Source organism: Bradyrhizobium sp. Ai1a-2, from assembly GCF_000426245.1.
Classification (GTDB): domain Bacteria; phylum Pseudomonadota; class Alphaproteobacteria; order Rhizobiales; family Xanthobacteraceae; genus Bradyrhizobium.
This window is the reverse complement of record NZ_AUEZ01000028.1, coordinates 21,013-44,516: the sequence shown is the minus strand read 5'-3', so window position 1 is coordinate 44,516 and position 23,504 is coordinate 21,013. Positions and strand designations below refer to the sequence as shown.

Sequence of the window (23,504 nt, the reverse complement as noted above, 5' to 3'; positions counted from 1 at the left end):
CCAACCGCTCCGTATCCGGAGCGTGGGTCACACTAGGGCGGCTCGGGCTAACAGGCAGTAAATCAGCCGACCGGCGGCGGGACGTGTGCCGCGTACCATTCGCGGAGGCCGGCCAGCGCCGGGTGGGCCAGTGAACGAGTAAGATAGGTCCAGATCCGCGGTTGGTGCTTGAGATAATGCGGCTTGCCGTCCCGCCCATTGAGCCGCGCAAAGGTCCCCAGCAGACGGGTGTTACGCTGGGCCGACATGATGGCGTAGAGCTCGGCGAAGCTGGCCGCGTCGAAATGCTCCTCCGTGGTCCGCCGCGCCTTGATGTAGCGGGAGAGCAGCGTGAGTTCGAGCGATTCGGGCACGTCGATCCGCGCGTCCTGGAGCAGCGACACGAGGTCATAGGTGGCGGGCCCCAGCACGGCGTCCTGGAAGTCGATCAGGCCGACCCGCAGAATTCCTGTGCGTTCGCCGAGCCAGATCAGGTTGGGCGAGTGGAAGTCGCGCAGTACCCAGGTCCGCGGCGCCGCGGCCGGCTTCTCCAGGAGCGTTCGCCACATCGCGAGAAATTCGTTGCGTAGATCCGGGGCGAGGTTGACGCCGCGATCCGGCAAATACCACTCGATCATCAAGCCCAACTCGACCAGCCAGGCGTCGACGTCGAAGACGGGGATGTCGTAGGTGAGCTGCGGCGTCAGCGGCAGCGTGTCCGGCAGCTTCTCGCGATGTAGCGCCGCCAGCATGTCCGTCGCCGCCTCGTAGCGCTCGGTGATCGGTGCCGGCGGATCGCCCTCGACCACGCCTTCCTTGCCGAAATCCTCGGTGATCAGGAATCCCAGATCGATATCAAAGTGGCGGATCGCGGGCGCCGAGAAGCCGCGGTCGCGCAGTCCGTTGTCGATGGCGACGAACGGCTTGACGTCCTCGGCGAGATGGACGGCCGCGCTGTAGGGCTTGCCGTCATAGATCGGCGGCCCATCGGGACGGCGCGGCGAGTTCATCAGGATGACGCTGCCATTGTCGTCGAACAGCCGGGCGTAGGAGCGGGTGGAGGCGTCGCCCGGCATGCGCTCGCGCCGCGCGTCGATGTAGCCGGCATTGTCGAGGAATTGACGCAGCGCCTTCAGCCGCGTGACGACAGCGGCGGCCTTGCCGTGGCCGGTGATCTCGGCGGCACGTGCGGTCGATCCCAGTGCCGGCCGATGGCTAAACGCGATGTCGATGCGGTCCAGCGGCAGGGCATGTGGCGCCCGCTCGGGCCATTCGATCAGCGCCACCGCGCCGTCAGGCAAGGGCGACAGCCCGATCTCCTCGAGTTCGCTCGCATCATTGATGCGGTAGAGATCGGCGTGAACAAGCGGAAACGCCGGCAGCTCGTAGCTTTGCGCCAGCGTGAAGGTCGGGCTCGGCACCTCCAGCGTGGCATCGGTGGCGAGATAGCGGATCAGCGCCCGGGCCGCCGCAGTCTTGCCGGCGCCGAGATCGCCGGAGAGCGCGATGACTTCGCCGGGACCGATCAAGAGCGCAAGATCGGCCATCAGATGCGCGGTTGCGGCCTCATTGGCGAGTGCGACCGAGAATGTGCTGGTGACAATCATTCGGCGGCGTTGCGATGCGCGTTCTGGTCGACCGGAAAGATGCAGATCACGGTCGTGCCTTTGCCGACCGTCGAATCGACGCGCACCTTGCCGCCATGCAACTCGACGAAGGAGCGCACCAGCGACAGGCCGAGGCCGGCGCCGCGATGCCGCGAGCCATGGGAATGGCTCTCGAACCAGTTGAACACCTTGTCCTTGACCTCGGGCGCGATGCCCGGGCCGGTGTCGGTCACCGCGAACACGACGCTGTGCTCGGCGCGTCGCGCGCTGATCATGACTGTCCCATCGTGCGGGGAGAAACCGACGGCGTTGGCGAGCAGGTTATAGAGCACCTGAACCACGCGACGTTCGTCGCCGATGAATTCGCCGATATTGGGTTCGATGTCGACCTTGAGCGTGATGCGGTCGGTCGCGAGCCGGTCCTGGATGCCTTCGGCGGCGGCCTCGATCGTCTTGCTGATATCGACCGAGCCGAGCTCGAGCGTCATCGCGCCGGCATCGATGGTGGCGAGATCGAGGATGTTGTTGGTGAGCGCGAGCAAGGCGTTGGTCGATTTGGTGACGTAGTCGAGATATTCGGTCTGCTTCGTGTTGAGCGGTCCGGTCGCAGGGTCAGAGAGGAAATGCGCAAAGCCGATGATGGTGGTCAGCGGCGCGCGCAGTTCGTAGGAGACGTGGTGGACGAAGTCGACCTTCATCTGGTCGGCGGCTTCCAGCGCCTCGTTGCGCTCGCGCAGCGCGCGCTCGACATTCTCGGTGTCGGTGATGTCCTGGAATGTCAGCATGGTCGCGCCGTCGGGCAGCGGCATGGTCATGCAGTGGAGCACGCTGCCGTCTTTGCGCTCGAGCTTCAGCGCGACCTGGGCCCGGTTCTCGATCGCGGTGATGGCCTCGCGCAGCGCCCGCCAGACGATCGGATCGTCGAACAGCGGCCGGCACAGCGCTTCCACGGTCTCGATATGCGGCTGCTCGCGCAATGCATCCGCCGGCAGCTTCCACATCTTGGCGAATGCCGGGTTGAACAACTGCACCCGGCCGTTGCTGCCGAACACCGCGACCGCCTCGTTCAGGTTGTCGAGGGTCTCGTGCTGGACCCGGATCAGGCCGTCGAAGCGACGCGCCAGATCGAGGCTTTCGGTGACGTTGTCGAAGAGATAGGTGACGCCGCCTTCGAGGTTCGGCGTGGTGACGACGCTGACCGCGCGGCCGTCCGGCAGGAACCAGGTGTAGCTCTCCGGTTCGACCGCTCGATAGGCTTCGTGCAGCTTGGCCTTCCAGGCGCGGAAGTCCGGCTGCTCCGGCAGTTTGCGCGCGGCGCGCAGCCGGTCGAGGACGCTGGAATCGTCGGGATTGGAGTCGAGGAACGCCTGATCGAAGTCCCAGAGGCGGCGGTAGGATTCGTTGTAGAAGGCGAGTCGCCGGTCGGCGTCGAACACGGCCACGCCGGAAGAGAGCTGGTCGAGGGTGCGGCGATGCGCTTCCGCCATCCGCGTGAGCGCGGCGCGAAGGGCGGCGACTTCGCTGGCGTCGATGGCGATGCCGGCGCTGCCGCCGGCAAGCTTCATCGCCTGGACGTCGTAGATCCGCCGCTCGCCGCCGACCACGATCGGCAATCGTGCAGCATAGGTTGCATATTCGTGCAGCGCCTTGGCCATCTCGATCCGCTGGTCGTTCTCGAGGAGCTCGAGGTGGCGGCTGATCGCATCCGCGATGCTCGCGCCTTCGGTCGCGCGCAGATAGGCCGTATTGGCATAGCGCAGATCGTCCTGCGCATTCTTGGCCCAGATCGGCCAGGGTGCGGCGGCGGCGAAATCGCGCAGCAGCTCGGTCTCCTCCTGCAGCATCTTGTAGCGCAGATTGGCTTCGGCCAGTTCGCGACGCAAGCCGCCAAGCTCGCGCATCCGCACGATCGCCTGGCCGCCGATGGCGCGCCCCATCGCCTCGATCGCGCGGCCGTTCGATGTAGTGAGGTTGAGCAGGAAGCCCTGCCCGGCCTCGCGCAGCGCGTCGACGGCGTGATCCATCTGCAGCGCCGGTTCCGGTGGCAGCCAGGTTCCGAATGCCAGCACGCGCTGGGACGAGTTCTGCGTCGCCTCCTGCGAGGTCAGCAATGCGATGTCGCCGCTGATTTCGGGGCGGTTGTCGCCGGCCGCCCAGGAAATCAGGACCTGCGGCTCGGCAAACAGCAGCGCGCGCAGGCGATCGGATTGGGCCCGCAGATTGGCGATCTCGGCGCGCAGATGTCGTTCGCTCCGCATCGCGCGTGCGCGCGTGCGCATCAGCAGGATTGCTGCGACCACGGAAAAACCGAGCAATGCCAGCGGGGCGGTGAACAGGACGAATTCCTGGTGATCGAGGTCGAACCACGTCGAGATCGCCGGCTCGAACAGCCAGCCGCCGGCGCGCGCCGATGCTATGGGCAGCGCCAGCATGGCGGCGAGCCCAATCATGCCGTCGCGCGCCAGTGAGGTGCACGATAGCAGGCTTCGACGCATTGCGGCGACCACGCCCGACATAATTTGCCCCAGAACGCACGACTTTTGCCCGGCGTTAGACCCCCGCCGCGCACACGAATCGAGGAAGCATATCCTCAAGCTGACTCAGCGAGTAAGAGTCCAGATCGTGAACGCAAGACACGCTGTGAAAAATGCGGGGCTCAATTCCTGCGCCAGCGCAAATTTTATCCGTATTCGAATGGCTTAACGGCCCGATCAAGTGCCGTAGCCCGGTGAAGCGCAGCGTAACCCGGGTCCGCTCGCGGATGTGGACGCAGATGTCCCGGGTTGCGCTCCGCTCCACCCGGGCTACGAGATCAGCTATCTTCCCGTGGAGCCGAAGCCGCGGCCGCCGCGTTCGGTGCTCGACAGCACCGTCACCGGAACCAGCTCTGCCTGCACGACCGGCGCGATCACCATCTGCGCGATGCGTTCGCCGCGCCGAATCGAAAACGGCGCCTCGCCGTGATTGATCAGGAGCACGTTGATCTCGCCGCGATAGTCGGCGTCGATGGTACCAGGCGAATTCAACACGGTCACGCCGTGCTTGGCGGCAAGTCCGGAACGCGGCCGCACCTGCGCCTCATAGCCCGGCGGCAGCGCAATCGTCAGCCCGGTCGGAACCATCGCGTATTTGCCTGACGCGAGCACCAGCGGCGCTTCTTCGGGCACCGCAGCGAGCAGATCGAGCCCGGCGGCATCGGGGGTCTGGTAGGCCGGCAGCGGAAGACCTTCGCCATGCGGCAATTGCCTGACATCGACCTTGATTGTCGCACTCACGATTTTGTCTCCACGGCCTTGGCGATCCGCGCCACCAGTTCGGTTGCGACCTGTTCCTTGGTCATGACCGGCCAGGAATCGACGCTGATATCCTCGCCCTCGCGCGTCAGCAGATGAACGGTGTTGCGGTCGCCGCCCATCACGCCGGTAGCCGGTGAGACATCATTGGCGACGATCCAGTCGCAGCCCTTGCGGGCGATCTTGGCCTTCGCGTTCTCGATCAGATGCTCGGTCTCGGCCGCGAAACCGATCACCAGCGGCGGGCGGTTGTTCTCCAGCTTGGCGATGGTGGCGAGGATGTCGGGGTTCTCGACCAGTTGCAGCGCCGGCACGCCGGCGGCGGTCTTCTTCAGCTTCTGCTCGCCTTCATTGGCAACCCGCCAGTCGGCGACCGCAGCCGCGAAGATCGCGACATCGACGGGCAGCGCCGCTTCCACCCGGTGCAGCATGTCGCGCGCGGATTCCACAGAAATCACCGACACGCCGGACGGATCGGCGAGATCGACCGGCCCGGAGACCAGGACGACCTCGGCGCCGGCATCTCGTGCCGCGGCTGCGATGGCAAAGCCCTGCTTGCCCGAGGAACGGTTGGCGATATAGCGCACCGGATCGATCGCCTCATGTGTCGGCCCTGCGGTGATCAACACGCGCTTGCCCTGAAGCGGGCGCGGATGGGGCGGGCGCAGGATGTGTTCGGCAGCGGCAGCGATTTCGGTGGGCTCGGCCATCCGCCCGACGCCGGCTTCGCCCGCCTCGGCCATCTCACCCGCATTGGGGCCGACGGTCAGGATGCCGTCGCGGCGAAGCTGCAGCACATTGCGACGGGTGGCGGCGTTGTTCCACATCAGCGGATTCATCGCCGGCGCCAGCAGGATCGGGCGGTTGGCAGCAAGCAGGGTCGCGGAGGCAAGGTCGTCGGCGTGGCCATGCGCCATTTTTGCAATCAAGTCCGCGGTCGCCGGCGCCACCACGATCAGATCGCATTCGCGCGCCAGCCGGATGTGGCCGGCATCGAACTCGCTCTCAGGATCGAACAGGTCGGTATAGACGCGCTCATGCGACAGCGCGCTGGCCGCAAGCGGCGTGACGAATTGCTGTGCGGCCTTGGTCAGCACGCAGCGGACGTGAATCTGGCGCTCCTTGAGCCGCCGGATCAGGTCCAGCGCCTTGTAGGCGGCAATGCCGCCGCCGATGATCAGGGTGACACGGGCGAGGCCATTGGCCGACGCCACAGCGGCCTGCGGGCGCGGCGCAGGAGCTGCCGGCGGGACCTCGAAGGGCTGCCCCGCCACCACCTCGCCGAGGATGACCCGTACCTCGTCCTCGACCGAACGGCCGTTACGAGCGGCGCGCAGGCGCAGTTCGTCTCGCACGGCGTCGTCGAGCTTGCGAATAGTCAGATTGGCCATGGCCGCACCATCGATTTGACAGCAATGCTAGCATTGAGCGCTATCATTGCAATCACAAATTTCGGACGGCGATCAGGATTCCGATGAAGGTGGCCGCGATGATCCAGAGCGCGATTGTCCGCCAGCGGTTCTTGCGGACCTCGGTCCGTCCCATCGTCGCAATCGTTTCCTGCGACAGCATGACGCCCTCGCGCGTCATCTTCTCCAGATTGCCCAGCACCGCGACTGCGCGCGAGGCGATATCGGGCAGGTGCGCCAGCACGCGGGCGAGTTCGCCGGCCCCCGACATCGCGCCCTGGATCCGCCCCACGGGTCCGAGATTGCGCTCGATCCATTCGCGCACCACGGGGTCTGCAATCTTCCAGATGTCGAGCTTGGGGTCGAAGCCGCGCGCCACGCCTTCGACCACCACCATGGTCTTCTGCAGCAGGATCAATTCCGGGCGGGTCTGCATGTCGAACAGGCCGGTGACCTCGAGCAGCAGCGTCAACAGCCGCGCCATCGAGATTTCCTCGGCGGTGCGATTGTGGATCGGCTCGCCGATGGCGCGGATCGCCTGCGCGAAATTCTCCACCGAGTGATGCCCCGGCACATAGCCGGCCTCGAAATGCACCTCGGCGACACGGCGGTAGTCGCGGGTGATGAAGCCGAGCAGGATTTCGGCGAGGAAGCGCCGCTCCTTCTGTCCGAGCCGGCCCATGATGCCGAAATCGACCGCCACCAGCCGGCCGGTATCGTCGAGGAACAGATTGCCGGGATGCATATCGGCGTGGAAGAAGCCGTCGCGCAGCGCGTGGCGCAGGAAACTCTGGATCACCTTGCGGCCGAGATCGGGCAGGTCGACCTGGGCCTGCTCCAGCCTGATACGGTCGTTCAGCGGGATGCCGTCGACCCATTCCATCGTCAGCACGTTGTGGGTGGTGCGGTCCCAGTCCACCGCCGGCACGCGGAAATCCGGATCGTCGTTGGTGTTTTCCGCCATCTCGGAGAGGGCGGCGGCCTCCAGCCGGAGGTCCATCTCCATCGCGACCGAGCGCGACATCGTGTTGATGACCTCGACCAGCCGCAATCGCCGCGCTTCGGCCGAATGTGCTTCCGCCTTGTGTGCGACAAAGAAGAAATCAGAGAGATCGCGGCGGAAACGGGAGGCGACGTTCGGCCGCAGCACCTTCACGGCCACCTGCCGGCGCACGCCCTTGCGCTCGATCTCGCCGCGATGCACCTGCGCGATCGAGGCGGCGGCGACCGGCGGCCCCAGAGTCACAAAGGCCTGCGCCAGCGGGCGTTCCAGCGATTGTGCGATCACGGCTTCCGCTTCGGTCTGTGAGAATGGCGGCAGCCGGTCCTGCAGGCTCTCCAGATCCTTGGCCATCACGACGCCGACCACGTCGGGCCGTGTCGCAAGGAACTGGCCGAGCTTGAGATAGGCCGGCCCGAGCCGCGTCAGCGCACGCGACAGCCTGGGTCCGGACTTGGAGCCCGGCCGTTCGATCAGCCGGGCCAGCCGCAGCAGAAGCTGCCCGGGTGGTGGTACCAGGGCCGGATCGACCACGCCGAACACGCCTTCGCGCGCGAAGACGTAGGCGGCGCGGGCAAGGCGCGCGATGTGTGTTGTTGCAGAGATCACAAACGCCAGCCCGAATGCAGCGCCACGATGCCGCCGGAGAGGATTTCCCACTTTACGCGCGCAAAGCCGGCGGCAGTGATCATCTCGGCAAAGGCGCTGGGCCGTGGAAACTTGCGGATCGATTCGACGAGATACTGATACGACTCGGCGTCGCCGGTCACGGCGCGGCCGAGCGGCGGGATCACCCTGAATGAGAACAGATCATAGAGCCGGTCGAGCCCGGGCACGTCGACGGTGGAAAATTCGAGACAGAGGAACCGGCTGCCGGGCCGCAGCACGCGATAGGCTTCGCGCAGCGCGACATCGATCCGCGGCACGTTGCGGATGCCGAACGCGATCGTGTAGGCGTCGAACGAACGGTCCGGAAAGCTCAGCGCCTCGGCATTGCCGGCGACGAAGGAGACCCGGTCATCGAGATGCTGGGCGCGGGCACGGTTGCGGCCGACCTCGAGCATGTCGGCATTGATGTCGCAGACGGTGGCGCGGAAGCCGGTGCCGCCGGCTTTCGCCGCGCGGAACGCGATATCGCCGGTGCCGCCCGCGACGTCGAGCAGCGCGAACGGCGCTTCGCTCTTCGGCGGATTGAGCTGGGTGATCATGATGTCCTTCCAGACCCGGTGCAGGCCGATCGACATCAGATCGTTCATCAAGTCATAACGCGACGCCACGCTGTGGAACACCTCGTTCACCAGCGTCTGCTTCTCGCCCAGGGGGACGTCCCTGTAGCCGAAATGGGTGGTTTGGTCCCGCCGATCCATCAACGCACTACCTCACAGCGCGACCATAGCGCGCCCGCCGCAATGGCGCTATCACGTCAGCACCTCCGCGCACAATCCGCCAAACCGGCCGTGATCCGGCGGATTGTTCGCAAATTGTTAATTTGGCGCGCGAAGCGGTGCAAAACCGCTTACACTTTTGCCGATCCCGCCCCGTGTGAATGACATTTCCATGCCCGAGCTCCCCGAAGTCGAGACCGTCCGCCGCGGACTGCAGCCGTCCATGGAGGGCGCGCAAATCCTGAAAGCGGAAGCCCGCCGCAAGGATCTGCGGTTTCCATTTCAAAAAGACTTTGTCGCGCGGCTGGAGGGGCAAACTGTCGCGGGCCTCGGCCGCCGCGCGAAATATCTGATGGCGGACCTGACCTCGGGCGACGTGCTGCTGATGCATCTGGGCATGTCGGGCTCGTTCCGCGTGCTCAAGGACGACGACAAGATTGCGCCGGGCCATTTCCACTACGAGCGGAATCAGGACCGCGCGCACGATCATGTGATCTTCCACATGTCGTCGGGTGCCGCGATCGTCTTCAACGACCCGCGCCGCTTCGGCTACATGAAAGTGATCGCGCGCAACGCGATCGAGGACGAGCCGCTGTTGAAGGGCCTCGGCCCCGAGCCGCTCGGCAATGAATTTGATGCGGCGATGCTGGCGCACTCCTGCGCCAACAAGAAGACCAGCCTGAAGGCGGCGTTGCTCGACCAGCGCGTGGTCGCGGGGCTCGGCAATATCTACGTCTGCGAGGCGCTGTTTCGCGCGCGCCTGTCGCCGCGGCGGCTGGCGGCTACGCTCGCCAAGAAGAAGACGGCGGAGCCGACGGAGCACGCAGAACGATTGGTCGCTGCGATACACGATGTGCTGAACCAGGCGATCAGGGCCGGCGGCTCATCGTTGCGCGACCATCGCCAGACCAATGGCGAACTCGGCTATTTCCAGCATTCGTTCCAGGTCTATGACCGCGAAGGCGAGAAGTGCCCGACTCCGGGCTGCGGCGGCACCGTGAAACGCTTTACCCAGAATGGCCGTTCGACCTTCTGGTGCCCGAAATGTCAGAAATAACCCACAACAAGGGGAGCGACGTCATGAGCAACAATTGGCGCGACCGCGCGTCGACAAGTTTCGCATGCGAGAAGCAACCAGCCATCTCCAGCCGCGGCATGGTCGTCAGCAATCACCCGCTGGCCTCAAGCGCGGGCGCCGAGATGCTGGCCGCCGGCGGCAATGCCGTCGATGCGGCGATCGCGACACTGTTCACGCTGACCGTGGTCGAGCCGATGATGGTCGGCATCATCGGCGGCGGCATGGCGCATATCCGCCTCGCCGACGGCACGCATCGCTTCATCGACGGCCAGAGCACGGTGCCGCTCGCGGTCCGTCCCGACACCTACAGTTCGAAGCCGGGTTCGGTGCATGACGTGTTCGACACCGTCGGCGAAGAGAATTGCGTCGGTCCGAAGGCGGTTGCGGTACCGGGTTCGCTGATGGCCTGGTGCGAGACGCTGCGGCGCTTCGGCACCATGAGCCTTGCCGATGTCATGCAGCCCGCGATCAAGCATGCCGCCCGCGGCTATGCCGTGACGCCTTACTTGCACGAGTGCATCCGCGAGAGCGCGGCCGATATGCTGAAGGACAAGCCGATTTCGGCGATCTACCTTCCGGACGGCGAACCGATCAAGATCGGCGAACGCGTCGTGCAGGCCGAATATGCGGAGACCCTGCGGCATATCGCCGAGCATGGCGAAGCCGCGCTGTATCAGGGATCGCTCGGCGATATCCTCGTGGACTACATGGAGAAGAACGGCGGATACATTCGCCGCGCCGATCTCGCGGCCTACAAGACCGTCGAGCGTCAGCCGATCCGCGCCGATTATCGCGGCTGGGCCATCCTGGGACCGCCGCCGCCGGCGGCGTCGGGCGTGCACATCGCGGAGATGCTGAATATCCTCGAAGGCTACGACATCGCGCGCCTCGGTTTCGGCACCGCCGAGACGATCCACTATCTCGCCGAAGTGCTGAAGATCGCCTTCGCCGACCGCGCGGCGGCGAGCGGCGATCCCGCCTATGTCAACGTGCCCGTCGAGCGGCTGACATCGAAAGCCTATGCCGAGGAGCGCCGCCGTGCGATCGATCCCGATCGGGCGCAGGCCTGGGGCGCGGGCGTTGCGCAGCTCGAAGGTGCGCACACCACGCATCTGACTGCGGCGGATGGGTTCGGCAACGTGGTTGCGACCACGCAGACCATCAACAATCTGTTCGGCGCGAAGATCATGATCCCGGGCTTAGGGGCCATCGCGAACAATTACATGCATTTGTTCGATCCGCGTCCCGGCCACGCGCTGTCGCTCTCGGCGGGCAAGCGCGTCACCACCTCGATGTCGCCGATGATGGCGCTGCGCGACGGCAAGCTCCGATATGCGCTGGGCCTGCCCGGCGGAAAACGCATCTTCCCCAGCGCCATGCAGGCGCTGATCAACCTGATCGATCACGGCATGAGCCTGCAGGAAGCGGTCGAGGCACCGCGGGTGTGGACCGAGGGCAATGCACTCGAAGTCGAACTCGCCGTGCCCGAGAGCGTGCGCGAGAAACTTGCGGCGATGGGCCACACGGTCGCGCCGGTATCCTCAGTCGCCGGCGGCATGAACGCGATCCAGTTTGAGGACGATGGCCGCATGCTGGGCGCCGCCTGCTGGCGCGCCGACGGCACGCCAGTCGGGATCGCCGGCGGTCTCGCGCGCGCGGGGGTAAGGTTCAGGCTGGCGTGACACGGACTCCCTCTCCCCGCTGTTGCGGGGCCGGGACGAGCAGAGCTCGCCCTGAGAGGGTTGGGGTGAGGGGGTGTCTCCGCAAATTCGGTGAGAGATGAGTTCGCGGAGGCAGCCCCTCACCCGGATTGCATCTGCCGATGCAATCCGGCCTCTCCCCGCAAGCGGGGCGAGGCGGGAAGCCAGCGTCACTTCCGCACGCAGATCACGCGGACGACGGCGGCCTTTGCGTCGGACGATGTGCCGTTCGCAGTCACACCATGCGCTTTCAGGAAATCGCGTACCGTCGCGACCGGCGCCAGCATCGCCTGCGACGCAGGTGCCGTATTCGCGGGGCCGGCGACGACCACCGGCTTCAGCAACGCGAGTCCGGCGAAATTGCCGTCGGCATCGAGCGCGGCCGCACCGGAGAAGCCGATCGCGGGTGCCGGCGTGAGCGTGACGTCGCTGCCGACAGGCGTGGCTGTCGCCCTGGCGCTGCTCACGGCATTGCCGCCGCCCTGGTTCTGCGGATCGGCGATGCCGGTGAGGTCGAGCGCCGTCTTGGCGCCGGCGCCGCCGATATTCAGCGGCTTCAATTCGCGCACGCCATAGATGTGCAGCAGCGCGAGATCGTGCTCCTTGTCCTCGGCGATTCGATCGGCATTGCCGTGGCCGCCGATCGTGATCGCGATGCATTCGTCGGTGACCAGCCGGTCGGTCACGATCGCGCCGTCATCGCTGACGACGACGCCGGTGCCGTATTCCACCGTCTTGCGCGGCGGGGGCCCCGCAACCTGCGGGCCGGTCGGGAACGCGTTGAAGGCGCTCGACATCGCGATCACCACCGGCTCGACAGTATTCTCGGTCGCCTGATCGTAGAGGATGGTGAGGATGCGGACCTCGTCGCCCTTGAAGGTGCCGCGGATGTAGAACTTCTTCAGCCCCTGCAGGCCCGACAGCACGAAGAAATCCGGCTTGACGACGGTATAGTCGACGCTGCGTCCCGGTTCCTTCTTCTCGCGCTCGGCGAGTTTCGCGGTGGTCGGGGTCGCCTCCTTGCGCCGCGTCAGCACCACCTGGACCGTCCCCGTCGGTGACGTCCATCTGGCGCCGTCGACGCCGCTTGCCAGTTGCGGAACCAGTTTGGTCGGAATGCCGAGCTGCGCCCCGGTGCCGGGGTCGGTGACGATCCGCCAGCCGACGCTCTCCTGTTTCCGTCGCGCGGTCTCGGCCAGCACGCCGCGTTCCTGCGGGTTGAGCACGCCGGTCGGCTTGCCGCCGCGCGATTTCTGGAATTCCTTGATCGCGTTGACCATGCGCTCGCTGACATCGCCGGTTATCGCGCCATTATACTGGCCGACCCAGGCGAGATCGGATTGCAGCGCGAGCCGCTCGGCCTGCGTCATCCCGTTTGCCGTCTCCTCGGGCTTCTGCAGCGCGGGGCGGACCGGCACGGTCGCGACCGTCTTTGGCTTGGCGCCCGCGGGCGGCGTCGTCTGCGCCTGCGCGATCCCCATTGTCACGATCATCAATGTTGCCGAAAGCATCGATCTCATGACAAATCCGGGAGGTTATTGCGCGTTGGGCCGATTATGCACATCTGCTTGGTCGGCAACAACCGCGTGACGGTTCACTGCGTAAGGCGCAACATAGAAGGTCCTCATCCTGAGGAGCGCGTGCCGCGCTCCTCACCATGAGGGTCTGGCAGGGACCGCGAGGAAGGACAAAGGCGACGATGCTGACTGCTGACGAACTCGAACGCTACGCCCGTCACATCGTGCTGCGCGAAGTCGGTGGGCCCGGACAGACGGCGCTGAAGGAAGCTTCGGTGCTGGTAATCGGCGCCGGCGGCCTTGGCGCGCCGTCACTGATGTATCTGGCGGCGGCCGGCGTCGGCACGCTCGGCGTTGTCGATGACGACACGGTCTCGCTGTCGAACCTGCAGCGCCAGATCATCCATGCGACGCCGGACATCGGCAAACGCAAGGTCGACAGCGCCGCCGAGCAGATCCACGCGCTCAACCCGCATGTCAATTTCGAGGCGCATGCGGTGCGGCTCGATGCGAACAATGTGATGTCGCTGATCGGCGGCTACGATCTCGTGCTCGACGGCTCCGACAATTTCGAGACGCGCTACCTCGCCTCCGATGCCTGCTTCCTCGCGGGCAAACCGCTGATCACTGCGGCGCTTGGCGTGTTCGACGGCTCGCTGACCACGATCCGCGCGCATGAGAAGAACGCTGCCGGCGAGTTCAATCCGACCTATCGCTGCCTGTTTCCCGAACCGCCGCCGCCCGGCACCGTGCCGGCCTGCGCGGAAGCCGGAGTGATGGGTGCGCTCGCCGGCATCCTGGGCTCGATGATGGCGCTAGAGGCGATCCGCGAGATCGTCGGCTTCGGCGACGGCCTGGTCGGCCGCCTGTTGATGGTGGATGCGCGCGCGATGCGCTTCGAGACCCTGCGTTACGCGCGCGATCCGGCCAATCCGCTCAACGGCGACAACCCCGTCATCACCGATCTGAGCGGGCATCTTTAGGCGTCAGGACGCGCGCATCTCGCTATCCATGTGCCTCAAGTGCTCCTCAGGATAGCGGCCGCCAGCAGCAACGCCGGGCGGAAACGCTTTTGCCAGCGCGGCGAGATGCGCATCCGTGAGTTTCACCTCGATCGCGCCGAGCGCCTCGGTGAGACGGTCGCGGCGGCGGGCGCCAACCAGCGGCACGATATCCTTGCCCTGCGCGGCGACCCAGGCGATCGCGACTTGCGCCGGAGATGCGCCGACGTCCCTGGCGATAGCGCGAAGCAACTCCACCAGCGCCAGATTGGTGTCGATATTGCCGGCCTGGAAGCGCGGGCTCAGCAGGCGGAAATCCTGCGCGCCGGAATGCTCCTTCGACCAGTGACCGCTGATCAGTCCGCGTGCCAGCACGCCGTAAGCGGTGATGCTGATGCCAAGCTCGCGGCAGGTCTTCAGGATGTCGTCCTCGATGCCGCGCGCGATCAGCGAATATTCGATCTGCAGATCGGCGATCGGATGCACGGTGTGCGCACGGCGGATGGTCTCCGAGCCGACTTCCGATAGACCGATATGCCTGACGTCCCCGGCCTTGATCAGGTCGGCGATCGCCCCGATCGTCTCCTCGATCGGCACGTTGGGATCGAGCCGCGCCGGCCGATAGATGTCGATGTGGTCAGTGCGGAGCCGCTGCAGCGAATAGGCGGCAAAATTCTTCACCGCAATCGGCCGGCTATCGTAACCGAGAAAGCCCCGGTTCGCTGTGCGCAGCGCGCCGAACTTGACCGAGATCTGCAGATCGTCGCGGCTGCGGCCGGCGAGCGCTTCCCCGATCAGCATCTCATTGTGGCCCATGCCGTAGAAGTCGCCGGTGTCGAGCAGGGTGATGCCGGCATCGAGCGCGGCATGGATGGTGGCAATGCTCTCGTCGCGGTCGGCGGGGCCGTAAAAATCCGACATGCCCATGCAGCCCAGGCCGATGGTGGAGACGTGCGGGCCGGTTGAACCGAGTTTGCGTTTTTCCATGGCAATTTCTCCTCGAAATGGCGGCGTTTGGATGCCGCTTGTGACGAGGCTGATATGCGCCGCTCGGCTTAGTTCGATAAGCTGGACAATCACGAATAGCTTGTTCAATATACCGAACAATGCAGGATTTCGACCTTCGCGATCTCGAGGCTTTCCTCGCGGTGGCCCGCACACAGAATTTTCGGCGTGCGGCGCTGGAGCAGCGCGTCTCGGTTTCCAGCCTCAGCCAGCGGCTGCGCGACATGGAGAAGCAGCTCGGCGTCCGCCTGATGAACCGCACCACGCGCAGCGTGGCGTTGACCGAGGCCGGCGAGTTGTTGCTTGCGCGCGTGGGTCCGGCGATGCGCGACGTCGGCGCAGCGCTTGACCAGGTGCGAGGCTTGCGCGACGTGCCGTCGGGTCGCCTGCGCATCAATGCGCCGCCGCCGGCCATCGACCTGGTGCTGGCGCCGATGGTGGCACCGTTCCTGGCAAAATATCCGCAAGTCGATCTGGAGATCGTCGCCGAAACTGCGTTCGTCGATATCGTCGCCGGAGGCTTCGACGCCGGCGTGCGCTACGGCGAGCATCTCGCGCAGGATATGATCGCGGTATCGCTTGGGCCACCGCAGCGCTACGCGGTCGTGGCCTCGCGTGATTACGTCGCGCGCCATGGCCGGCCGACGCAACCAAGGGACCTGCTCGACCATCCCTGTATCCGCACTCGTTTCGGCAGCGGCGCGATGCACGATTGGGAGTTCGAAAAGGCGGGACGCGTGGTCAAGGTGTCGCCGCCGGCGAAGCTGATCGCGACCTATCTCGGGCTTGCGCTCCGCGCCGTCCATGACGGCGTCGGCTATTGGGCCACGTTTGAGGGATATGTGCGCTATGGTGTCAAATCCGGCGCGCTGGTCAGCGTGCTCGACGATTGGTGCCCGCCGTTTCCGGGCCCGTTCCTCTACTACCCGAGCCGGCGCCAACCGCCGCCGGCGCTCGCCGCCTTCGTGGCGTTCGTCGCCGACTGGCGCAAGCGGGAGCGAAGGAAGAACAAGGGAGCGTAGTCCCGTAGCCCGGATGAAGCGAAGCGCAATCCGGGGCCACTTTATCCGCGAAGAGACTTATCCCGGATTACGCTGCGCTCCATCCGGGCTATAGGCATCCGTCGTTACAGCATGCTCGGCAGCACGCGGTCCGGCGGCTTGTGGTTGTCGAGGAAGGTGCGGATGTTGATGATCACCTTCTCGCCCATCTCGACGCGGCCCTCGATGGTGGCCGAGCCCATATGCGGCAGCAACGTCACCTTGCCGGCCTTGGCGAGCCGCACCAGCTTCGGGTTGACCGCGGGCTCGTGCTCATAGACGTCGAGGCCGGCGCCGCCGATGTCACCGGCTTCGATCAGCTTGATCAGCGTGTCCTCGTCGATCACCTCGCCGCGCGCGGTGTTGACGATATAGGCGTCTTTCCGGATCAGCTTCAGCCGCCGCGCGGAAAGCAGGTGGAAGGTCGCGGGCGTATGCGGACAGTTCACCGAAAGGATGTCCATCCGCGCCAGCATCTGGTCGAGGCTTTCCCAATAGGTAGCGCCTAGCTCGTCGGCAATGCGCGGCGCCACCGGGCGGCGGTTGTGATAGTGGATCTGCAGGCCGAAGGCGCGGGCGCGCCGCGCCACCGCCTGGCCGATGCGGCCCATGCCGATGATGCCGAGCCGTTTTCCCCCGATGCGATGGCCGAGCATCCAGGTCGGCGACCAGCCCGGCCAGTTCTTGCCTTCGGTCAGGATCGAGGCGCCCTCGATCATCCGACGCGGCACCGCGAGGATCAGCGCCATGGTCATGTCGGCGGTATCTTCGGTCAGTACCTTTGGCGTGTTGGTCACGGTGATGCCGCGGGCATGCGCCGCCGCGACGTCGATATTGTCGACGCCGTTGCCGAAATTGGCGATCAGCCGGAGCTTGGATTCGCCCTGGTTGAGCACGTCCTCGCGGATCAGGTCGGTGACGGTCGGCACCAGCACGTCAGCGGTGCGCACGGCTTCGGCGAGCTGCTCCGACGTCATCGGCGTGTCGTCGAGATTGAGCCTGGCGTCGAACAATTCGCGCATCCGGGTCTCGATCGAATCCGGCAGCTTGCGGGTGACGACGACGAGAGGCTTCTTCTTAACCGACATGTTCTGCTCTCATGAGGCTTCGGCCCGTCAAAGGCTTCGCCGTTCAGGCCTCATTAACCCGGTTGTTCGAAACTGCGGTTGCTGCGCGGTCCCGGCGTTTCCTTCACGTTTCCCTGGGTTCCCCGATATTTGCCTCGGGTGGTTCTAAACGTTCCGTCCTCTCTAGCAGAAGACCGGGCCAACACAAGAACCCCTCGGCAAGACGTGCCGGGGCGTCGACGCGCAGCGTAGGGGTCTGGGGTTCTGGGCGTTCAAGGGTTCAACTCGCAGAATTTGAGTTGGCGTTCTCGGCAGGAGACGAGTTGATGGCGTTGGGGCGGTTGAGTTGGTTGGCGATGCTGGTCGGGTCCATGCTCGGCACCTCGGTATCCCCCGGACATTCGGCCAAGGATGCAGGTCCGACCACCAGCGGCCTGCCGATCCCCCGTTACGTCAGCCTCAAATCCGATCATGTGAATGTCCGTGCCGGCCCCACCAAGGACAATGATGTCGCCTGGGTCTATACCCGCTCCGGCCTGCCGGTCGAAATCACCGCCGAGTTCGAGAACTGGCGCCGGGTGCGCGATTCCGAAGGCTCCGAGGGCTGGGTCTATCATTCGCTGTTGTCGGGTCGCCGCACTGCGGTCGTCACGATGAAGCACAAGGACGACCTGGCATCGCTCTACGATCGTCCGGACGCGACGAGTGCGGTGGCAGCGCGGCTGCAGGCCGGCGTCATCGCGCAGGTGAGGAAATGCGCCAATAGCTGGTGCCGTGTCACCGGCAACGGCTTCGATGGCTGGATCGAGCAGCAGCGCCTGTGGGGCGTCTACGCCGACGAGAAGGTGGAATAGATCAGATCCCGGCGATCATGCCATAGGGTGGGCAAAGCGAAGCGTGCCCACCATCGAGAGCACAGCCGCTAAGGGTGGGCACGGCGCAAATGCGCCTTTGCCCACCCTACGAAATTACGAGTTGTGTTGGGATGCCGAAGATCAGCGCTTCTTGCGCAGCCGGACCACCATGTCGATGCGCGCGATCTCGTAACCCTCCGGGATATCCGGCATCTTGGAGAGCACCAGATGCGGGTCGGGAATGTCGACCAGCTCATGGTTGTTCTCGAGATAGAAATGGTGGTGCGCGGTGACGTTGGTGTCGAAATAGGTCTTGGTGCCGTCGACGCTGACTTGACGCAGCAGACCGGCATCGGTGAGCTGGTTCAGCGTGTTGTAGACTGTGGCCAGCGACACCGGAACCTTCGCCAGCGTCGCTTCCTCGTAAAGCATTTCTGCGGTCAGATGGCGGGTGCCCTTGCCGAACAAGAGCCAACCCAACGCCATGCGTTGACGGGTCGGCCGAAGGCCTGCCGCCTGCAGCATTTCGTTGACATCATGCCATGGGCAACCGGTCAGCGCCGGCTGATGACCGGGGCTGTGGGCGACCTGACCAGCGTCATCGCTCACATGCGGAACTTCGTCGCTCATATGCACTCTAGACACCTAACTCGGGCAATATTCCAACCACTATAAGAAGGAAATCCTTCAGATGCAAGTTTCTCGCAACTAGAGCCGGCGCGGGCGGCCGGAGCGGAACCCTCTGGGGATGCAGCAATTTAACCTATTCCGGCACTTTGCCGCGCCTTCATGCCTATGTTACAGAGCGCGCGGACCACATATGCGAATTCGGTAGAGACGCCGTTCGCGCCCAACGTAGCGCCGGGTTGCGGGAAATCTTCTCCCGCCGGGGAAACGGTCCGGTTCGTTCGAGAGCGCTTCACCGGGACATTGAGGAGAGTGGAAAGAGCATGCTGGAGCGGCGCAGCGGTTATGAGTACGAGGATTTGCTGGCGTGCGGCAGGGGCGAGATGTTCGGTCCCGGCAACGCCCAGTTGCCATTGCCGCCGATGCTGATGTTCGACCGCATCAGCGAGATCTCGGAGACGGGCGGCGAGTTCGGCAAGGGCTTGGTGCGCGCCGAGCTCGATGTGAAGCCGGATCTCTGGTTCTTCGGCTGCCATTTCAAGAACGACCCTGTCATGCCCGGCTGCCTTGGCCTGGATGCGATGTGGCAGATGGTTGGCTTTTACCTCGGCTGGATCGGCGGCGAGGGACGCGGGCGCGCGCTCGGGCTTGGCGAGCTGAAATTCGGCGGCCAAGTGCTGCCGAACGTGCGCAAGGTTGTGTACAACGTAGATATTAAGCGCGTGATGCGCTCGAGGCTGGTGCTCGGCATTGCCGATGGCTGGCTTTCCATGGACGGCGAGATTATTTATCGCGCGAAGGATTTGAAGGTTGGGCTGTTCAAGCAGGGCACGGCCCCGGCGTGACCGAAACCGTCACACAGAAAACTAACGGCAGGGCGAGGCGATCATGAGGCGGGTTGTCATCACCGGGATGGGCATTGTCTCGTCCATCGGAAACAACACCCAGGAAGTGCTTGCGAGCCTTCACGAGGCGAAGTCCGGGATTACCCGTGCGGAGAAATATGCGGAGCTCGGCTTCCGTTCGCAGGTGCAAGGCGCGCCGACGCTCAAACCGGCGGAAGTGATCGACCGCCGCGCGATGCGGTTTCTGGCCGACGGCGCGGCATGGAATCACGTGGCGATGGAGCAGGCGATCCGCGATGCCGGACTGGAGGCGGGCGACGTCTCCAACGAACGCACCGGAATCATCATGGGCTCGGGCGGACCGTCGACGCGCACGCTGGTGGAGGCCGCTGACATCGCGCGCACCAAGGGCCCCAAGCGGGTCGGTCCGTTCGCCGTTCCCAAGGGCATGTCGTCGACCGCTTCCGCGACGCTTGCGACCTGGTTCAAGATCAAGGGCGTCAACTATTCGATCTCCTCGGCCTGCGCGACGTCGAACCACTGCATCGGCAATGCCTCCGAGATCATTCAGATGGGCAAGCAGGACGTGATCTTCGCCGGAGGCTGCGAGGAGCTCGACTGGACGCTGTCGGTGCTGTTCGACGCCATGGGCGCGATGTCGTCGAAATATAACGACACGCCGGCCACCGCCTCGCGTCCCTACGACATCAACCGCGACGGCTTTGTCATCGCCGGCGGAGCCGGCGTCGTGGTGCTGGAAGAGCTGGAGCACGCCAAGGCGCGCGGCGCGCGCATCTATGCCGAGATCGTCGGCTATGGCGCGACCTCCGACGGCTACGACATGGTGGCGCCCTCGGGCGAAGGCGCCGAGCGCTGCATGCGCATGGCGCTGTCGACGGTGAAGACGCCGATCGACTACATCAATCCGCACGCCACCTCGACGCCTGCCGGCGATCCGCCGGAAATCGAGGCGATCCGCAAGGTGTTCGGTACCGGCGAAAAGTGCCCGCCGATCGCAGCGACCAAGGCGCTGACCGGCCACTCGCTCGGCGCCACCGGCGTGCAGGAAGCGATCTACTCGCTTCTGATGATGAACAACGGCTTCATTTGCGAGAGCGCGCACATCACCGAGCTCGATCCCGTCTTCGCCGACATGCCGATCGTGCGCAAGCGCATCGACAATGCGAAGCTCGGCACGGTGTTGTCGAATTCCTTCGGCTTTGGCGGCACCAACGCGACGCTGGTGTTCAAGCGGCTGGATGCGTAATCTGTTTATCCGTCATGCCCCGCGAAGGCGGGGCATCCAGTACGCCGCGGCCTTTCAAACTGATTGCTAGCGCCTCTGGAATACTGGATCACTCGCTTTCGTGGGTGATGACGCAGCAGCAAGTCAATCGGAGCGGACGGGCGATGCAGGACCTGATGAAAGGCAAGCGCGGACTGATCATGGGCGTCGCCAATGATCATTCGATCGCCTGGGGCATTGCCAGGGCGCTTCACGCGCAGGGCGCCGAGCTCGCCTTCACCTACCAGGGCGAGGCGCTCGGCAAGCGCGTCAAACCGCTGGCGCTGTCGCTCGGCGTTGATGCGGTACTGCCCTGCGATGTCGAGGATCTCGCAAGCGTCGATGCGGTGTTCGCAGCCTTGCGCGAGAAATGGGGGCAGCTCGATTTTCTCGTCCACGCCGTCGCCTTCTCCGACAAGAACGAGCTGAAGGGCCGCTATGCGGACACCACGCGCGAGAATTTCTTGCGCACCATGCTCATCTCCTGCTTCTCCTTCACCGAGATCGCCAAGCGCGCGGCGGAGTTGATGCCGGAAACCGGCGGCGCCATGATCACGCTGACCTTCGGCGGCTCGGTGCGCGTGATGCCGAACTACAACGTGATGGGGGTTGCGAAGGCGGCGCTGGAAGCCTCCGTGCGCTACCTCGCCGCCGATTTCGGCCCACGCGCCATCCGCATCAATTCGATTTCGGCCGGTCCGGTGCGCACGCTCGCCGGCTCGGGCATTGGCGATGCGCGCGCGATGTTCGCGTTCCAGCAGAAGCATTCGCCGCTCGGCCGCGGCGTGACGCTCGATGAGCTCGGCGGCTCCGCGCTCTATCTGCTGTCCGATCTCTCCGGCGGCGTCACCGGTGAAATCCACTACGTCGATTCCGGCTACAACGTGATCTCGATGCCGCGCCCGGAAAACCTGAAGGCGGAGTAGCTTCGTCTGGTAGCAATCGTAGGGTGGGCAAAGCGAAGCGTGCCCATCATTCACGATCGGTGCAAGAGAAGGCGGGCACGCTGCGCTTTGCCCACCCTACAGCCTAACCCTCCGCAATCTTCTCCGCGCGCTGGAACGCCGGGCGTGCGACGCAACGGTCGATATAGTCCTCGAAGGACGGCCGCGACGGCACCATCTTGAACAGGCGCACCGCATAATTCAGGCCAGAGCCGACCACGATGTCGGCGGCGGAAAAGTCCTCGCCGAGGATCCACGGTCCCTTCTGCAGCTCGGTGTCGAGCACGTCGAAGACCTGCGTCGCGGTGCCCCATGCGGCGGTACTGGCGGGCACTTCGAGCTTGGTGAAGATCTGGATCAGCGCCGGCTCGATGCAGCTCGGCGCGAAGAACAGCCACTGCAGAAATCTCGCGCGCTTCGGATCAGTGATCGCCGGCGCCAGCTTCGCTTCCGGATAGCGATCCGCAATATAGGCGCAGATCGCGGCAGCTTCGCCGAGCGCAACGTCGCCGTCCTTCAAGGCCGGCACCTTGCCCATCGGATTGACCTTCAGGAATTCGGGCGCCTTCTGCGCGCCGGTCGAAATGTCGGTCAGCACGCGCTCATAGGGCAATCCGGTTTCTTCCATCAGCCACACGCAGGTGAACGAGCGCGAACGAGGCGACCAATAGAGCTGGATCATGGGCTGAGCCTTTCATTGGTGGAGGGCTTGTTCTTCGCCCGGAAAGGCCGGATTGGCAATCTACAACCTTTGGGGGAAACGAAGCGCTATGCGCCGACATCTGGGTCAAGCGCATTCGTGCCGGTCAGGCTGGTGCCGCAGATCACCGGAGTCCTTGGCGACAGTAGTGATCGCTGCGCAAAAACGGCCGAGGCTTGCGGCCCCGGCCGTTTGACCGCGCGTCCCATGTGCGTTGATCACACGCCGAGCGTGCCTGCCTTTGCGGCCGCGTAGCGATCGCCGATCGCCTTCCAGTTCACCGTGCTCCACCAGGCCTGCAGATAATCCGGGCGGCGGTTCTGGTAATGCAGATAGTAGGCGTGCTCCCAGACGTCGTTGCCGAACAGCGCGCGCTTGCCGTCCATCAGCGGGCTGTCCTGGTTCGGACGGGTCTCGAGCGCGAGCTTGCCGTCCTTGGTCACCGTGACGAACACCCAGCCCGAACCGAATACGCGCCCGCCGGCGGCGTTGAAGTCGGTCCGAAGTTTCTCCATTCCGCCGAGGTCGCGGTCAACAGCGGCAAGCACCTCGCCTTCCGGCTTGCCGCCGTTCGGTCCCATGATCTGCCAGAACATGGTGTGGTTGGCGTGGCCGCCGAGATTGTTGCGGACGCCGGTACGGACCGCCTCCGGCACGTTGCTCAGATTGGCAAGAACATCCGCGATCGGCTTTTCGGCGATCTGCGGATGATCCTTGGCGATCGCGTTGACGTTGTTCACATAGGCCTGGTGATGCTTGTCATGATGGATTTGCATCGTCAGCGCATCGATATGCGGCTCCAGCGCATTAGCGGGATAAGTCAGCGGGTCCAACTTGAACGGACCGGCAGGCGGCTGGGCCGAGCCTTGCGCGAACACCATTCGCGGCGAAGTGGCTGCAGCGACGAGACCAGTTGCCGCCATCATCAGGCGGCGGCGGGACAGGAATGACATCGTGACCTCCGGGCTTAAGAAAAGCATGACGTCTTATTGTAGGCGCAGGACGTGAAGCGGTTCCGACAAAACGCGATCACGAAATCGCGGCCAATTCGCACATGGCCGTCAGCCACGGTTGATTTACAAGGCCCCACATAAACTTAAGGCGGCCATCAAGGCCGCCCCTTTTTAGCAATTCCATTGTGTCCAGAGCGTTTTCGAGCGAAGTGGAC

20 protein-coding genes are annotated in these 23,504 nt (G+C 64.8%); 8 read left to right on the top strand and 12 right to left on the bottom strand.

Annotation, left to right across the window (positions count from 1 at the left end):
* Window positions 1-62: 62 nt before the first annotated feature.
* The 6 genes from tsaE to ubiE form a co-directional block, all read right to left on the bottom strand.
* The gene (gene tsaE, locus K288_RS0118905; protein WP_027580977.1) at window positions 63-1,586 is read right to left on the bottom strand and encodes a tRNA (adenosine(37)-N6)-threonylcarbamoyltransferase complex ATPase subunit type 1 TsaE; all 1,524 of its coding nucleotides are present in this window, start codon (window positions 1,584-1,586) and stop codon (window positions 63-65) included.
* A complete protein-coding gene (locus K288_RS0118900; protein ID WP_027580976.1) occupies window positions 1,583-4,102 on the bottom strand; it encodes a PAS domain-containing sensor histidine kinase in 2,520 nt (839 codons plus the stop codon). Before K288_RS0118900 ends, tsaE begins: the two co-directional genes overlap by 4 nt.
* A gap of 300 nt (window positions 4,103-4,402) precedes the next feature.
* Window positions 4,403-4,861, bottom strand: a complete 459-nt coding sequence (gene dut, locus K288_RS0118895; protein ID WP_027580975.1) for a dUTP diphosphatase — start codon at window positions 4,859-4,861, stop codon at window positions 4,403-4,405.
* Window positions 4,858-6,270 carry a bifunctional phosphopantothenoylcysteine decarboxylase/phosphopantothenate--cysteine ligase CoaBC gene (gene coaBC / locus K288_RS0118890; RefSeq protein WP_027580974.1) on the bottom strand — a complete coding sequence of 471 codons (1,413 nt, stop codon included), beginning with the start codon at window positions 6,268-6,270 and terminating at the stop codon, window positions 4,858-4,860. Before coaBC ends, dut begins: the two co-directional genes overlap by 4 nt.
* Window positions 6,271-6,322: 52 nt before the next feature.
* Window positions 6,323-7,897, bottom strand: a complete 1,575-nt coding sequence (gene ubiB / locus K288_RS0118885) for a 2-polyprenylphenol 6-hydroxylase (protein ID WP_027580973.1) — start codon at window positions 7,895-7,897, stop codon at window positions 6,323-6,325.
* Entirely contained in the window at window positions 7,894-8,655 is a 762-nt protein-coding gene (gene ubiE, locus K288_RS0118880; RefSeq protein ID WP_027580972.1) for a bifunctional demethylmenaquinone methyltransferase/2-methoxy-6-polyprenyl-1,4-benzoquinol methylase UbiE, read from the bottom strand. The genes ubiB and ubiE overlap by 4 nt, the downstream gene beginning before the upstream one ends.
* Window positions 8,656-8,845: 190 nt before the next feature.
* Here ubiE and mutM point away from each other — a divergent pair, with 190 nt between their 5' ends.
* Window positions 8,846-9,730: a bifunctional DNA-formamidopyrimidine glycosylase/DNA-(apurinic or apyrimidinic site) lyase gene (gene mutM / locus K288_RS0118875; RefSeq protein ID WP_027580971.1), complete on the top strand. Its 885-nt coding sequence runs from the start codon at window positions 8,846-8,848 to the stop codon at window positions 9,728-9,730.
* 23 nt (window positions 9,731-9,753) lie between these two features.
* A complete protein-coding gene (gene ggt, locus K288_RS0118870; RefSeq protein WP_027580970.1) occupies window positions 9,754-11,433 on the top strand; it encodes a gamma-glutamyltransferase in 1,680 nt (559 codons plus the stop codon).
* 188 nt (window positions 11,434-11,621) lie between these two features.
* On the opposite strand, the gene K288_RS0118865 is transcribed toward ggt, so the two are convergent.
* The gene (locus K288_RS0118865; protein WP_027580969.1) at window positions 11,622-12,971 is read right to left on the bottom strand and encodes a serine protease; all 1,350 of its coding nucleotides are present in this window, start codon (window positions 12,969-12,971) and stop codon (window positions 11,622-11,624) included.
* Window positions 12,972-13,150: 179 nt separating this feature from the next.
* On the opposite strand from K288_RS0118865, the gene moeB reads away from it, so the two are divergent.
* On the top strand, window positions 13,151-13,951 hold the full coding sequence (moeB, locus tag K288_RS0118860; RefSeq protein ID WP_027580968.1) for a molybdopterin-synthase adenylyltransferase MoeB: 801 nt from the start codon (window positions 13,151-13,153) through the stop codon (window positions 13,949-13,951).
* A gap of 3 nt (window positions 13,952-13,954) precedes the next feature.
* On the opposite strand, the gene K288_RS0118855 is transcribed toward moeB, so the two are convergent.
* Window positions 13,955-14,956 carry an aldo/keto reductase gene (locus K288_RS0118855; RefSeq protein WP_027580967.1) on the bottom strand — a complete coding sequence of 334 codons (1,002 nt, stop codon included), beginning with the start codon at window positions 14,954-14,956 and terminating at the stop codon, window positions 13,955-13,957.
* 119 nt (window positions 14,957-15,075) lie between these two features.
* Here K288_RS0118855 and K288_RS0118850 point away from each other — a divergent pair, with 119 nt between their 5' ends.
* Window positions 15,076-15,996 carry a LysR family transcriptional regulator gene (locus K288_RS0118850; RefSeq protein WP_027580966.1) on the top strand — a complete coding sequence of 307 codons (921 nt, stop codon included), beginning with the start codon at window positions 15,076-15,078 and terminating at the stop codon, window positions 15,994-15,996.
* Between the two features lie 104 nt (window positions 15,997-16,100).
* Here K288_RS0118850 and K288_RS0118845 read toward each other — a convergent pair whose 3' ends face one another.
* Window positions 16,101-17,102: a D-glycerate dehydrogenase gene (locus K288_RS0118845; RefSeq protein ID WP_027580965.1), complete on the bottom strand. Its 1,002-nt coding sequence runs from the start codon at window positions 17,100-17,102 to the stop codon at window positions 16,101-16,103.
* Window positions 17,103-17,407: 305 nt separating this feature from the next.
* Between K288_RS0118845 and K288_RS0118840 the strand changes: the two genes are divergently transcribed.
* Window positions 17,408-17,935, top strand: coding sequence for an SH3 domain-containing protein (locus tag K288_RS0118840; protein ID WP_027580964.1), 528 nt, complete (start codon window positions 17,408-17,410; stop codon window positions 17,933-17,935).
* A gap of 141 nt (window positions 17,936-18,076) precedes the next feature.
* On the opposite strand, the gene irrA is transcribed toward K288_RS0118840, so the two are convergent.
* Window positions 18,077-18,565, bottom strand: a complete 489-nt coding sequence (gene irrA, locus K288_RS0118835) for an iron response transcriptional regulator IrrA (protein WP_027580963.1) — start codon at window positions 18,563-18,565, stop codon at window positions 18,077-18,079.
* Between the two features lie 320 nt (window positions 18,566-18,885).
* Here irrA and fabA point away from each other — a divergent pair, with 320 nt between their 5' ends.
* From fabA to fabI, 3 genes are all read left to right on the top strand, one after another.
* Window positions 18,886-19,407 carry a 3-hydroxyacyl-[acyl-carrier-protein] dehydratase FabA gene (gene fabA, locus K288_RS0118830; RefSeq protein WP_027580962.1) on the top strand — a complete coding sequence of 174 codons (522 nt, stop codon included), beginning with the start codon at window positions 18,886-18,888 and terminating at the stop codon, window positions 19,405-19,407.
* Window positions 19,408-19,450: 43 nt separating this feature from the next.
* A complete protein-coding gene (gene fabB, locus K288_RS0118825; protein ID WP_027580961.1) occupies window positions 19,451-20,674 on the top strand; it encodes a beta-ketoacyl-ACP synthase I in 1,224 nt (407 codons plus the stop codon).
* A gap of 143 nt (window positions 20,675-20,817) precedes the next feature.
* On the top strand, window positions 20,818-21,618 hold the full coding sequence (gene fabI / locus K288_RS0118820; RefSeq protein WP_027580960.1) for an enoyl-ACP reductase FabI: 801 nt from the start codon (window positions 20,818-20,820) through the stop codon (window positions 21,616-21,618).
* 103 nt (window positions 21,619-21,721) lie between these two features.
* Here fabI and K288_RS0118815 read toward each other — a convergent pair whose 3' ends face one another.
* Both K288_RS0118815 and K288_RS0118810 read right to left on the bottom strand, forming a co-directional pair.
* Window positions 21,722-22,318 (bottom strand): glutathione S-transferase family protein, encoded by a 597-nt coding sequence (locus K288_RS0118815; RefSeq protein WP_027580959.1) that lies wholly within the window; start codon window positions 22,316-22,318, stop codon window positions 21,722-21,724.
* Window positions 22,319-22,554: 236 nt separating this feature from the next.
* Window positions 22,555-23,289, bottom strand: coding sequence for a superoxide dismutase (locus K288_RS0118810; protein ID WP_027580958.1), 735 nt, complete (start codon window positions 23,287-23,289; stop codon window positions 22,555-22,557).
* Between the last annotated feature and the right edge of the window lie 215 nt (window positions 23,290-23,504).

Excerpts from the sequence above, each read along its gene's own strand:
- tsaE (WP_027580977.1), bottom strand. The coding sequence starts at position 1,586 with ATGATTGTCACCAGCACATTCTCGGTCGCACTCGCCAATGAGGCCGCA.
- K288_RS0118900 (WP_027580976.1), bottom strand. The coding sequence starts at position 4,102 with ATGTCGGGCGTGGTCGCCGCAATGCGTCGAAGCCTGCTATCGTGCACC.
- coaBC (WP_027580974.1), bottom strand. The coding sequence starts at position 6,270 with ATGGCCAATCTGACTATTCGCAAGCTCGACGACGCCGTGCGAGACGAA.
- ubiE (WP_027580972.1), bottom strand. The coding sequence starts at position 8,655 with ATGGATCGGCGGGACCAAACCACCCATTTCGGCTACAGGGACGTCCCC.
- mutM (WP_027580971.1), top strand. The coding sequence starts at position 8,846 with ATGCCCGAGCTCCCCGAAGTCGAGACCGTCCGCCGCGGACTGCAGCCG.
- ggt (WP_027580970.1), top strand. The coding sequence starts at position 9,754 with ATGAGCAACAATTGGCGCGACCGCGCGTCGACAAGTTTCGCATGCGAG.
- K288_RS0118865 (WP_027580969.1), bottom strand. The coding sequence starts at position 12,971 with ATGAGATCGATGCTTTCGGCAACATTGATGATCGTGACAATGGGGATC.
- moeB (WP_027580968.1), top strand. The coding sequence starts at position 13,151 with ATGCTGACTGCTGACGAACTCGAACGCTACGCCCGTCACATCGTGCTG.
- K288_RS0118855 (WP_027580967.1), bottom strand. The coding sequence starts at position 14,956 with ATGGAAAAACGCAAACTCGGTTCAACCGGCCCGCACGTCTCCACCATC.
- K288_RS0118850 (WP_027580966.1), top strand. The coding sequence starts at position 15,076 with ATGCAGGATTTCGACCTTCGCGATCTCGAGGCTTTCCTCGCGGTGGCC.
- K288_RS0118845 (WP_027580965.1), bottom strand. The coding sequence starts at position 17,102 with ATGTCGGTTAAGAAGAAGCCTCTCGTCGTCGTCACCCGCAAGCTGCCG.
- K288_RS0118840 (WP_027580964.1), top strand. The coding sequence starts at position 17,408 with ATGGCGTTGGGGCGGTTGAGTTGGTTGGCGATGCTGGTCGGGTCCATG.
- irrA (WP_027580963.1), bottom strand. The coding sequence starts at position 18,565 with ATGAGCGACGAAGTTCCGCATGTGAGCGATGACGCTGGTCAGGTCGCC.
- fabA (WP_027580962.1), top strand. The coding sequence starts at position 18,886 with ATGCTGGAGCGGCGCAGCGGTTATGAGTACGAGGATTTGCTGGCGTGC.
- fabB (WP_027580961.1), top strand. The coding sequence starts at position 19,451 with ATGAGGCGGGTTGTCATCACCGGGATGGGCATTGTCTCGTCCATCGGA.
- fabI (WP_027580960.1), top strand. The coding sequence starts at position 20,818 with ATGCAGGACCTGATGAAAGGCAAGCGCGGACTGATCATGGGCGTCGCC.
- K288_RS0118815 (WP_027580959.1), bottom strand. The coding sequence starts at position 22,318 with ATGATCCAGCTCTATTGGTCGCCTCGTTCGCGCTCGTTCACCTGCGTG.
- K288_RS0118810 (WP_027580958.1), bottom strand. The coding sequence starts at position 23,289 with ATGTCATTCCTGTCCCGCCGCCGCCTGATGATGGCGGCAACTGGTCTC.